The sequence below is a fragment of the Roseburia sp. AF25-13LB genome (assembly GCF_003478915.1).
GTDB classification, from domain to species: Bacteria; Bacillota; Clostridia; order Lachnospirales; family Lachnospiraceae; genus Roseburia_C; species Roseburia_C amylophila.
The window spans coordinates 110,257-122,856 of the sequence record NZ_QUFO01000008.1; the positions used below are offsets into that span (position 1 = coordinate 110,257).

13 protein-coding genes are annotated in these 12,600 nt (G+C 32.6%); 2 read left to right on the forward strand and 11 right to left on the reverse strand.

Annotation, left to right across the window (positions count from 1 at the left end; genetic code table 11):
- Positions 1-100: 100 nt before the first annotated feature.
- Together DWY37_RS11680 and DWY37_RS11685 are read left to right on the forward strand one after the other, a co-directional pair.
- Entirely contained in the window at positions 101-1,039 is a 939-nt protein-coding gene (locus tag DWY37_RS11680) for a tyrosine-type recombinase/integrase (protein WP_117698029.1), read from the forward strand.
- A 248-nt stretch (positions 1,040-1,287) separates the two neighbouring features.
- Positions 1,288-2,304, forward strand: a complete 1,017-nt coding sequence (locus tag DWY37_RS11685) for a D-alanine--D-alanine ligase family protein (protein WP_118544530.1) — start codon at positions 1,288-1,290, stop codon at positions 2,302-2,304.
- On the opposite strand, the gene DWY37_RS11690 is transcribed toward DWY37_RS11685, so the two are convergent.
- The 11 genes from DWY37_RS11690 to DWY37_RS11735 all read right to left on the reverse strand — a co-directional run bounded on the left by DWY37_RS11690 (position 2,285) and on the right by DWY37_RS11735 (position 12,597).
- Positions 2,285-4,732, reverse strand: a complete 2,448-nt coding sequence (locus DWY37_RS11690) for a tetratricopeptide repeat protein (RefSeq protein ID WP_118544531.1) — start codon at positions 4,730-4,732, stop codon at positions 2,285-2,287. The two genes, DWY37_RS11685 and DWY37_RS11690, sit on opposite strands and share 20 nt — an antisense overlap.
- A 432-nt stretch (positions 4,733-5,164) precedes the next feature.
- On the reverse strand, positions 5,165-6,565 hold the full coding sequence (locus tag DWY37_RS11695; RefSeq protein WP_118542548.1) for an SseB family protein: 1,401 nt from the start codon (positions 6,563-6,565) through the stop codon (positions 5,165-5,167).
- 24 nt (positions 6,566-6,589) lie between these two features.
- Positions 6,590-7,102 (reverse strand): hypothetical protein, encoded by a 513-nt coding sequence (locus DWY37_RS11700; protein WP_118544529.1) that lies wholly within the window; start codon positions 7,100-7,102, stop codon positions 6,590-6,592.
- Between the two features lie 13 nt (positions 7,103-7,115).
- On the reverse strand, positions 7,116-7,553 hold the full coding sequence (locus DWY37_RS11705) for a hypothetical protein (protein WP_118057188.1): 438 nt from the start codon (positions 7,551-7,553) through the stop codon (positions 7,116-7,118).
- Positions 7,554-7,683: 130 nt separating this feature from the next.
- Positions 7,684-8,271: a hypothetical protein gene (locus DWY37_RS11710; RefSeq protein ID WP_118544528.1), complete on the reverse strand. Its 588-nt coding sequence runs from the start codon at positions 8,269-8,271 to the stop codon at positions 7,684-7,686.
- A 152-nt stretch (positions 8,272-8,423) separates the two neighbouring features.
- On the reverse strand, positions 8,424-9,062 hold the full coding sequence (locus DWY37_RS11715) for a hypothetical protein (RefSeq protein ID WP_117842040.1): 639 nt from the start codon (positions 9,060-9,062) through the stop codon (positions 8,424-8,426).
- Positions 9,063-9,155: 93 nt separating this feature from the next.
- Positions 9,156-9,320, reverse strand: coding sequence for a hypothetical protein (locus DWY37_RS15860; protein ID WP_158575696.1), 165 nt, complete (start codon positions 9,318-9,320; stop codon positions 9,156-9,158).
- A gap of 49 nt (positions 9,321-9,369) precedes the next feature.
- Positions 9,370-9,774 (reverse strand): hypothetical protein, encoded by a 405-nt coding sequence (locus tag DWY37_RS15725; protein WP_147403593.1) that lies wholly within the window; start codon positions 9,772-9,774, stop codon positions 9,370-9,372.
- Complete coding sequence (locus DWY37_RS11725; RefSeq protein ID WP_118544526.1) at positions 9,734-11,182, reverse strand: hypothetical protein; 1,449 nt, start codon at positions 11,180-11,182, stop codon at positions 9,734-9,736. The genes DWY37_RS15725 and DWY37_RS11725 overlap by 41 nt, the downstream gene beginning before the upstream one ends.
- A 177-nt stretch (positions 11,183-11,359) precedes the next feature.
- Positions 11,360-11,827, reverse strand: coding sequence for a hypothetical protein (locus DWY37_RS11730; protein WP_118544525.1), 468 nt, complete (start codon positions 11,825-11,827; stop codon positions 11,360-11,362).
- Between the two features lie 131 nt (positions 11,828-11,958).
- The gene (locus DWY37_RS11735; RefSeq protein ID WP_118544524.1) at positions 11,959-12,597 is read right to left on the reverse strand and encodes a hypothetical protein; all 639 of its coding nucleotides are present in this window, start codon (positions 12,595-12,597) and stop codon (positions 11,959-11,961) included.
- Positions 12,598-12,600: the final 3 nt, after the last annotated feature.

Consider the following 12,600-nt stretch of genomic DNA (forward strand, 5'->3'; position numbering starts at 1 on the left):
TATGAAGTTGGAAATTTTTATAAAAAATTTTTCTATGATATACTCTTATATCTATATTCAGGCAGGACAGCCTCCTGCCACATACAAAGGAGTATTTATTATGCATGATTTTAACTTTGAAATGAACCAGTATTTAACCTACTGCCGCACCCAGAAACGCCTTGATGGCAAAACCTTAAAAGCATACCGCATCGACCTTACACAGTTTGGTACCAGCCTTGCGGCTGCTTTTCCTTCTGCTTACAGTATATCTGACATCTCTCCTGCCATATTAGAGTCCTATGTTGCCTCCCTTCATGAACAATTCAAGCCCAAAACCGTAAAGCGAAAGCTTGCCTCCCTCAAAGCCTTTTTCCACTACCTCGACTACCGCGACCGCATTGTCTCCAACCCTTTTAACAAATTGCATATCAAATTCCGGGAACCGGTGATTCTTCCTAAAACCATTCCGCTTCCTACGATTGAACTGCTTTTATCTTCTATCTATCACCAATACTCCTACGCCGCTACCGATTTCCAGCGTAAAAATGCGCTCCGGGATGCTGCTGTTATCGAACTGCTCTTCGCCACCGGCATCCGAATCTCTGAGCTGTGTTCCATCACACCGGATGACATCAACCTTTCCAACCGGACTCTGCTTATCTTCGGCAAAGGTTCCAAAGAGCGGCTCCTCCAGATTGGCAATGACGATGTTGTCCACACCCTGCTGGAATACCGGAAATATTACCTTCCTGATATTAAGCGTACCAACCGCTTCTTCGTCAACCAGGCAGGACGTCCTCTCTCCGACCAGTACGTCCGCCGAACCATCCGGAAATACTGCAGCCTTGCTTCCATTGATATGCACATCACTCCGCACATGTTCCGCCACACCTTCGCCACCAGCCTCTTAGAAGCCGATGTGGATATCCGCTACATCCAGGAAATGCTTGGTCACAGTTCCATCCACATCACGGAAATCTACACCCATGTTTCCACAGCAAAGCAGCGGGACATTCTGATGAACAAACATCCAAGGAAGGATTTCAGGGTGGGGTAAAAGATAAAAAGGACTGTTAGAATTGGCAGTATTGCTTTTCTGGCAGTTCTTTTTATTCATATACTTATTCATTCTTTTGTTTTCTTTGTTTCATTCTTGGAAGGAATGTTGTCATTGTTTGTATAACAGGATTTAAATGAACTATAACTGATGGATAATCATGTATTATCTTTCAAAAATAGACAGGACAATCAGACACTGCCTGTCAGATTAAATAATATTCTGATGTATATGCGGAGAAATGACAAATGCAAAAAATAAAAATAATATGTGATTTTCGAGAAGACTTTGAAAATTTAAGTACTGGGAACACGATATTTAATGATCATCCAACTCGAAATAGCATTGAAGAAATTTGTAAGATTTTAAATACTGGTGGATATACTTGTGAGATTTTTGGTGGAGTAAACCAACTAATTGATGCATATATTCAAAAAAAATCCTTTACTGATTGCATATTTATAAATATGTCTGACGGACTAACACAGCCATATAGTAGGATACAAGTACCTATGTTATGTGAAATGTTAAATGTTCATTATTCAGGTTCTCCAACATTTACAGTTGCATTGATGAATAATAAACATTATTCTAAATTATCTGTCAAAGAAATAAATATAAATATTCCAGAGGGTATTTTGATTAATCGCCTTACCAATAAAAATATTTCTTTACATGACATAGAATTACCGAATTATCCTCTTATTGTAAAACCTAATACCGAAGGGTCTTCACTTGGCATTTCAGATACTAGCGTATGCCACAATATTCAACAATTAGAAACTGCTTTAAAAAAATTGAATAACTTTACCGAAATTGTTATAGAAGAATATATTCCTGGCTATGAAATAACGAATCTAATCATAGGAAATCCTAATGACTATCGCTTTAACGAAGTGATACTTACAAGTATTAATGACAAGATTTATTTTTCGCAAGAGGTTTTGGGACTTAAAGAAAAGTCCCAAAAATTAAGGAAACAATATACTGCCTCTGATTTTATCGCTGCAAGTATGTGCCAGAAAATACAGCAAACATCACAACAAATTTTTGAACATATGGGAGCTAGAGATATTGCGCGCATTGATTACCGTGTTACTGAAAAAGGGGAACTATATTTTCTTGAAATAAATTCAGTCCCTCGTGTCAGTAGTACTTCCGAATGCGCTATTATTTGTAAAAAATATAATATTTCATTTAAAGATATCTTATTCGAGTACATGGACACAATTGATAAACGCATTTCTAATCGTGAGAAAATATAGTAAGCCAATGATCAAAGTAATATTTTGTACAATATTGATTTTGTAATGTAGATAGATCTTTAGTTGGTCTTCCACCATATTTCTCATAGATTTTCGCTGCTCTATATTCAGAAGAAGTATTCGTAGAAAAAACATATGCTTTTTCTGCACATTCTTTTGCATAACTTTCTATCTGCAACTTGTCAAAATTTATAGCCAAATTTAAATAGACTTTTCTCAAAATAACTGGATCATTTATTTTACCAGATTCAAGTTTATCCAATAGGCATTTAGCTATTTTGTATGACTCATTATTTTTCCCGATTTGTTCATAGCATAACATTAAATGTGTATTAAGTACATATTCCAAGTAATTAGAACAGTTCCAAAAAAAGGCTCGATTAATTAACGCAATTGCTTCATCATACTCCTGATTAATCATATGACAAACAGCCAAATTGCTCAATGGATATGCACTTTCGTGTATTTTGGTCTGTTGTAAAATATTGATGGATTCTTTATATAAAGTTCTGCATTTTTCGTAATTGTTTAGCTTAAATTGCTCGTACCCCATGTTATTTTTTATAAATGCAATTTCGACTAAATCATTATTTTTTTCGCTTATTTCTAAGGCTTTTTTAAGTAAACTCAATGCTTGTTTTCCAGTATAGTAATTTGAACAATTTTTCAATAATGTTGCAAGTGCTTGGGAATTCTCCGGGTACTTATCAAGATGTTTAGATATAGAATAAAAAATTTCTTTTGCCTCATCTTTTCGTCCGACCACTTCTACTAATATAAGTTGAAGCATATGCTTTACCAAAATTTCTTCTTCACTCTGTGGCAAAATATACTTTTGCGATAATATAAGTTCCTTCTCCGCACTTTCTTTATCCATCATCATATTGAATATTTTCCCAGATAAGTAGTAGTATTGAAAATAGTTTTTATCTGAATTCAATTTTTTGTGTGTATAATTAAGAATATTTCTTGCTTTGTCGTATTTACCACAATTATAAAAACATTCCGCTAAAAATAATAAATCAGACGTCTCAAAACACGTCAGGCTTCTTTCTAACCGACTTATTATGATACTTATATTTTTATAATCTTTTTGTTCAACTAAGATTTTTAAACAATCTAAATTTATTTGTTGCCATGATTGTATATCTGCTTTATAAGAATACAAGGCATTGTTAAGATCAAAAAAAGATTGAGAATACATGTCAACCACTTGTTTTTTATTAGAATTTATATATTCATACAATTTACTATAGAGTATAGCTTCTGGTATTGCAGCATACTTCGGTAGAAAAGATAAATACACCAAATCATGTTTTACTCTTACCCTATTCTCACATAATTCAAGAATATTAAGTGAGAATAAATTGTATATACTTGCCATTATTTGTGACTTCAATTCACTTGGCAAATATAATACTTCACCAGCAATATATTGGGATATTTCATTTAAAAGTGAGAGAGGCATAGAATCATTCCAACATATAATTATATTGAATACTAATTTTTCAAGAAGATTTAAAGCTTCTAAATCTGTGCTATCTACGCCTTTGCACAATACATCTTTAAACTTGCCTGGTATTAGACGTGCTTGACTGCTATCTTTATAGTATTCTATACCATCAGCAAGATACATATTTCTCAAAAAATTCTTTAGTTTCTCTGGTATGCCATTACACGCTTCATAAAGCTGATCCATTTCTGTAGTAGTAATTCCATCAAGAGTATAAATATTTAATAAAATATCTAAGAAAAAATCTTTATTATCAAATGGTTCAATTGAAATAGAAATTAAAGAATTCTTTTCAAGAAGAAATTTGATTATTTCCGAATCAGATGATATTGTGTGATCCGTTGTTATAAAAATAAACTTTATATTTTCTTTTCCCCAAAGATTTTGAGTAATTTCCTGTATTCTTTCTAATGATTTTGTATCACATTGCTGAAAATTATCAAAAACAAAAATATATTTTTCCTTTTTTGAGATATATTGAATATATTGGCCAAGTACATTTGCAGTCGAAAAAAAATCATCCTTTGCATCTATAAAAATGCTTTCACCAATTTCTAAAATCCCCATCAAAATCTTTGTTTTAATGTTGATATCAGAAATCGTATTATTAGAAATATTCTTAATTTTTTTATAATTTTTAAATATAAAACCAGCTAATGAAGTGTTCTGTTTTTCTAGTTCTCTTATAAACAAAGAAAAGTAACTTGTTATTTGTTTTTTAATAGGATTAACATGAATAAATTTATATGGGAAGCAACTCATAAAATACTTTATTAATTCAGTTTTTCCAACTCCACTTTCTCCATGAATCCATAAAATATTTTCGGTATTAGAATCTAAAAGAAAATTCCTTACAATTTTTCGTTCTATCTCACGATCCACAAACTTAAACACAAATAAATCTTTATTATTCATAAATTATACCTAGTTTCTTTTGTTTGTTGTCATTTCTCCGCATATACATCAAAATATTATTTAATCTGACAGGCAGTGTCTGATTGTCCTGTCTATTTTTGAAAGATAATACATGATTATCCACCTATTTGTAGCAACTACCATTCTCTCTTTAAACTATATTTGCCTACTAAATCATCAACTTACATAAGAAAATTTTTATGTAAATTAGATTTTCATAATTTTTTAATATGCAAATAAAAGCTCACAATACACTAACATAATAACTCTCTTTGCCTGCATATATTAACTAGTCTCAAATGGGGATTACCGCTGGAGAATTCCAACATATCTGAATTATGTGATATTTGTACTAGCTATCGCTTATAACTCATACTCCCATTCATCAAATTACTTTTTCTGTTAATAGATTACTCTCTTTGTCATTTCTTGTCAATTATTTTGTTGGAAATCTTTTTCAAAGGACTGCATTTCCCGGAACATTTCCTTATCGACATAGCAGCCGGCTTTCTCATGCTCGGTCAGATTGATGGCACAGTCAAACTGGTCAATGATTCCTTCTATCGGCTGTACCATTCCTTTCCAGCCATCTCCCATAGCATCCTGCAGCCGCTTCCAGTCCGTATACATTCTGACCGCTGCATTATTGTGCTTTCCTTCTATGGTCGGAAGTGAAATCTGCATATCCTTTTTCAGTACTGTCTTGCCATTTTCATCCGGCTCTGGAAAATCTTCTGACGTTTTGGTTGGAATAATAAACCTGGCTTTTGTCATTTCTATGGACAGAAATCTAAAATATAATTTGTAAATAAGTTTCTGCTCGTCTGTTGCCGGCTGCCCAAGCTGAGCAATCAGAAGCATCCATCTTACCAGGTCAGGATTAGTAACCGGAACGCTAATTTCCGGTATATTGCTGTAGTCCGGCTCCGGAACAAATTCCGGCGCTGCTATTGCCGTATTTTCATTTACCACTTTGACTCCACAGGCACCGTTCATATAAAAACAGTATCCAAGGAAATTGTAAATTGCCTTATGGGAGTCATCGTTTTTAATCTCTCTGATTTCATACCGTTCTTCTGGAAATCTGACTTTAAATATATCCTTATATGCCTTAGTCAGAATCCAGATATCAGGCGGTGTACACATATATGCGCCATCCTGTCGGTCTACTGTCTGGGAAAAAAGTGCCGGCTCTCCTGTGATTTTACTGTATACGCAATAAATAGCAGGTGCTTCCAATACCTTTTGAACAAGGGCTTTCGCAATTACACCAATCCGCTTTCGGACTTCTTCTTTCTCAGCATCATCCTTTGCCGGAATTACTTTCGTTTTATACCACGCATACAAACGCCAGATTTCTGAACAATCCGTAATGCTTAACTCATCAAGTTCTTTCTGTGAAAGTACCAGTTGTTTTGACGATACATAAGTATCTCCCAAACCGGAAATATAGGCATCATGTACTTCTGCAACTGTTGCAGCTCTTGAATATACCATTGTTCCGCATTTTATCGGATAAGTTCCAGCCTGCTCCAGTTTCAATCCTACCCGGCAGTTTTCTGCTTCACGCACAGCTTTTCCCTGACCAACTTCTATTCCGAGCACTACTGTCACCAGTATTTCTCCATCATCATCCGAAAAATTACTCATGTAAACAGCATCACCTACCTGTATTTTTCCCTTCAGTTCACCTACAACCACGATATCATCTGTATTTCTAAGGCGGAACTTATCCTGTACTTTTAATACACACTTTCTTGCTGCCTCTTTGGAACTATTTTCCTCCGCATTATCTTTATTCTTAAAAAGATGCAACTTTTCCCTGATTCCCATCGCAATCTGCTCCTTTTCGTTCTTCTAATTGTTCTGCTGTCTATCTATGATATATTCCAGCATTTTTCTCGCATTAGCTTTTTTCATTTGAAGTTCAAACAGTCTTTCCTTGTTTTCATTAAAAAACAGATATGCCACATTTCCCGGCATTGCACTAACCCCGGTGATTTGCCCGATTGGGATATTTTTTAGTTTTCTTTCTGCATAGTAAAATACTTCATTTTTCTTTATAAATACTGCCGAATATGTAAAATGCTGACACAAAAATGTTGCAAAACCAAGCTGAACCATACAGCAGCAAAAAAGAAATAGAAATAGTGACGCTATTTCTAATGAAAATAACAGAATCACCCATTCCAAAACGCTAATTATATAAAACAGAATTCCAAATATCCATATTATTTTTTTATCCCCTACATAGATAAATGCTTCTGCTTTATTATTTTTCTGCTCTTTCTTACATTCAAGCATAAACTTTAAATCAAAAATTCCTATCACAAATGCTAAAATTATTAATATAATTAAAATATATTTCATGCTATCACCTCATCTAAAATAATTCTATAAAATCCGCCAGTATTAAATATAATGCATACCATATCCCAAAAGCTAAAACTGAAAAACAACTAAAATACAGTAGAATTTTTTCTCTTTTCTCTTCTGCATTTTTTGCCATATCAAATATTCCAATTCCAGCAGCCCAAAACAGAACTCCCAAAAGAAACTTTAACCAATAAATGCATATTATTTCTCTATTTAATGGCATCAATAAATAAAAAACAACTCCAATAATATCAACTACCTGTACACCTATCGCATACATCAACCCCATAATCGAAATTTCTCCATAAGAATGCCACAACCAGGTAAATACATATAAGAATCGATTATCTATCCAAATTTTTCTTCTGCCTGATGGTTTTTCTGAAAACCTAACTATAAACCACATCCAGACAGAAAACATAATACATTTTATGAATAAGTGCATTTTCTTTATCACCTCGTCTGTAAAAACTCTACTACCTTATTCCTTTTTTCTAAAAAGAATCGATATTCTGTTCCATTTCTTTTAACTATGTTTATCTGATTTGTAAAAATACCAAACAACTTTTCCTCTTCTAATTCTCTCCTCCCGTATCCGGAATAATATATATCACCTTTGATCCAAATAATTTCTTCATTTCTTCTTCAAAATTTAAATATACGGTTTTAGCTATATATACCTCTCCGGTAAAATTCATTAAAAACTTGTCCATATTATTTTTATAAATGAAACCATATTTAGAACAATTCTTGTATAATTGATGTTCAACCTTCAGTGTATTTAGTTCTTTTCTATCTTTAACCAATAATCCCGCATCAATTTCTTCAAAAAAGAGTGTTATCCACGGACAATGAACGAATTTGCCATTTTTATATATATTTACTCTTAAATTTCGTCGATAAAGATAGATATTGGATATTATAACTGACTTCACTTCAGATAAATCTTTCTTTCGTCTTTTAAAATTATGATAATAAACTATTTTCTCATCCTGAATGTAATATCCATCTATGAAGAACCCGATTCCATAAACTAATAAGAACGCAATCCCTACGTATTCAAGCAGGACAAGAATTGACACAATTCCATATCTGTCACCAGTAAGTTTTAATATAACAATTATTCCTAAAATTAGACCACAATATATTGCCAGCCCTCTCATTACATTGTGATATACTACTGAAATATAATATTTTTGTTTGTTTATTCATCATCTGTTTTCACCAGCTCTAATCACTAATTTTAAAATGAACTATACTCTTGTTCCACCTACAGTTTTGTATACTCTGTCATTTTTATCAAGGCAAAATGTTTCTACTTTTTATTAACCCGTTCATATTTTCTGAAATAATAATACATCATACCAGCATCGACCCACAAAGAGGTGAACATTGCAAGTGCAAAAAGTAGTACAACTACAATTGCATATGTCTCATTTTGACCCATGCTTTCCAGTTTCGACCCGGTTTGGTTTCTGCATAATCTTAGTGTCATAAAAGTCATTATTGCAACTGATGCGGCAATTTCTTTACCATTTGATCCTTTTTTCTTTCCGTTTTCATACCATCCGTCATGTATTCGTTTTCTTACTAACCAAAAGCGTCCAAAATAACACAATGCAATCAGTATTGTTCCCACTATTCCTATCATTAAATAATTATTTGGTTTTCTCATTAACCCAATAAAGCACCATCCATCTACTAAAAAAATCAGCCCTAAAATTTCTCCATGAACAAAACTGCAAAATACACTTCCATATTTTTTCCTCTCCATCCTCCAACAAAGAATCAGAAGACAAATTTCTATTATGGTACAGACTGCCAATACCTTCCATGAATTCAATATTTGCACCCCTAAAAAGATAATTGTTATTAGGAAAAATCCTATCTGATCATTCCATAAATTAGCTTCGTATTTCTTTTTTGTCTTTAAAAAAGCCTGTATTTTTTCCATTGTATCCTGCCCCTCTTGGCGATGCCTCTATCTCCTTCTAACTATTCACAGAAGTTTGTGCTTCAAATACATTTCCATCCCATTCATCATAATTCAAATAATATGTATTGCCTTTGTTGCTGCTCCTTCATCTATTTCATTTTTAAAATTTAGATATAGCGACTTTGTAATATATATATTTCCTGTGTATTTTTCCATTATTTCATCAATTACATCTTTCTGGTAGATAAGGCCCACTTTTTGTTTACTCTTTTGCATTTGTTCTCCTAACCTCTCTGCATGCAATTTTTCAGTTTACTGGCTCTAATTATTCACATATTTCCATTACTAAATAAACAATAGATGCAATCATAAAACAAATGGATAATATAAAGTATTTGATTTTTTCTTTCATTTCTTCTTGTTTTTTCCACTCTGCAAAGCATTCAACTGTCGCAGCCACACATGCAAAAAATATTTGAAAAGCTCCCCAAAAAAAGCATACAGTTGATGCTTTTGCATTAAGCAAATAGATAGAAAATAATGCCACACCAATTAGCATTTCATAACTCACACATACAACCATGGAAAAAATTGTCGTTTGATTGTAAACTGCTACTGGAAATAGAAACAAATTCCTTATTTTCCCATTAATCACTATTCTCCTAAATCTCTCATCACAGTTTCTCACTCTACATGCTAACATCATTCCAATTGTTGTAATTATTAACATAATAATATATCTGTTCGGCATTACTTAATTTTTCTCCCTTGAATTTATACTCTCTTTGAATATCGTCCAAATATTTATATAGATACTTAACAGGCTCTATATTAAAAGTCTTATTCACTATATAGCATAAAAAAATACACAAAGAATCTAATACTAAAGCCATACAAACAAATAATGCTTTCTCCGTAAAAACCATATCCTGACTAAAAAGTGCAACTATCCCCAACATCATTGCCAATACCGCAATTATAATATAACCTGTCATAAAGGAGATATAGAATGCTTGAGCAAATGTAATTTTTTTCTTAATATTTAAAGTATTACCATTACTCTCTATACTCCATTTTGCACTCTTTATATACCAATTCTCAGTTCCCTTACATAAATAAAGTATCTTCTTATTGTTTTTTTCTTCGTATATCATAAATCGCTCTTTTGCCACTTGCACTTTGCTGTTATTGGGAAGACTACTAAAATCTACTTTTCGCTCTGGTTTTCTCGTTTCATCAACTGTATCATTCTCCTTTTCCGCAGCCACTTTCGCATCTGTTCCAATTTCTTCTATACGCTCTTTTCTGCTTGTCAACAGCATTTCCTGCACATTTATTAATTCGCTTTTTGAATTTGCTGTACATTCTAATATCGATATTTCTTTCCCCTTAAATTTGACTTGTACTCTATTACTTTTTTCTATAACAATTTCCAAATCTTCTTTTATACCAAAATTTTCTTTTCCATACTTATGATATGTAACAATTCCATTCTTAAAAATGAATAATTTCTGATGTGCATACATTCCGTTAATGAATACCAGAACATACTCAACCCATACAGAAACTTTCCATATTTTCTCAACAGATTTTGTATATCCCCCTGTAAGGCAGCCTACCAATATAAGCAAACATACAGATGTTACAAATGCCTGCAGCAAAAGCAAAATTGAGTATTCCCTTCCCCATAAATAGATTTCGGTATACTCTTTCTTTTCCTTCACTCTTTTTGTTAATGTTCGTAACACCCTTTTTTCTATCATAACAAATAACATAATAATAATTACTATCCAAATAAATGCTATTTTTCCTTTATAATTCGAAAATATCACTCCCGTAAGCATAGCAGATTCTTTTGGCATTGCAGCTGACTTTTCTTTCAATATATTCGGTATCCATAGAATGTCCGGCATAATCACCTTTCCCAAAATGCCAATCATAATTATCCCGGATATTTCTCCAACCCACTTAGAAAAAATTCTGACTCCTCTTGGTGATACCTCTATCTCTTTTTGACTATTTCGAAAAGTTTGCACTTCAAATATAATTCCGCCATTGGCTTTACATAAAATTATTATCCATCCTAAAAGAGCAATCACTTCCATACAATAAATAACAAAAGCATAATGTGTTGCCATCTCCATTCATCCCCTTGCCGCTTGTCCTAATGTATTTGCATTTTTCTTTATCAGCGGGTAAACAATTCCATATGTTCTTTCTGTTTTTCTGATAAAGCATGCTCTTCATCCATTATACATATCTCCATATATTTCACTCTAAACATCCTTGTTCTTCTCCCTTGAATTCATTCCGCGCTATACTCCTGTTCCGCATGCAATTTTATATACTCTGTCATTTTCATCAAAATAGAATGATGTTGAATAAATACCATTTTGAACCGCATATTCATTTTCTTCCTCATTACTTAAAGTTTCCTTTAATCCATATGCCAGCATAACTTCTTTTTTTGATGAGCCTACCCCAATTTGCAGTATTCCAAATCGAATATCAGGATCCGTAATTCTAACACTTTCCATATAATTTCCAATAAAGGTATATTCTATATCTTCAAATTTAATATCCTCGCAGTTTCCATATAGTTTTTCTCTGCTAACAGGGTCACCTTCTTTTTCTAAAATTTCCTGTTTGCTTTGACGGAAAAAACAATTAAAATCGTGTAATCCATATGTACCGTATTTCACTTTAAGAAATATAACTAATACTATAAAAATAAGAATAATAATACCTATAACTGCCTTTGCTCTTCTTTTACTCTTTACCATCTTTTTTCCCCCATTCTATAAAAGTAATGTTTCTACTTTTTTGTCAGCCTGTTCATATTTTCTGAAATAGTAATACATCGCCGCTAACCTTATATATCCTTTTCTTCTTCACCAAAGAAAAAACTTCCGGTTTATTTGCTATTTTCATTTCTGGATTTATAAAAGTCTGGTCTCACAATTATATCTACTTTTACAAATGCACTTATAAATGCTGCAACCATCATTACAATCATAATACAACACCAAAAAAATACTGAACTTTTTTGTTTTCCTAATGCATTGAATAATACTGCTCCTCTGCGTCCAAAAAATCGTCTTCCTACCACACACAAACACGTTAATAAAAATAAACTCATTGTTTCTATAATTTTTAACGTACTTCTTACATTTTTATTTTTTATTACTATTTTTCCAGTTGTTAATAATGCCCCCCAAATTCCCAATATTATAGAAATCACATAACTTATAATACAAATTGCTGTGCTTTTTTCAGGCGGCAAATTTCCCTGCACCATTATTTGTATCAAAAGTCCCAGCGAAATAAATAAACATATATGTGCATTGTATTTTCTATAATCATATTCTTTTCTTATAAATGAAACTACTGCCCCCAAAATAATAAAAGCTATTACACACACTGCTATACATGCTGTAAAGCCCATATTGGCTCCACGATAATAACTCTCATATGCTCCACCTAAACAGAACAAAACATATGAAAAAATTCCTGCTCCTGTTTGTTTTAAAATTGCTTTGCCCTTTTTCACCATAGC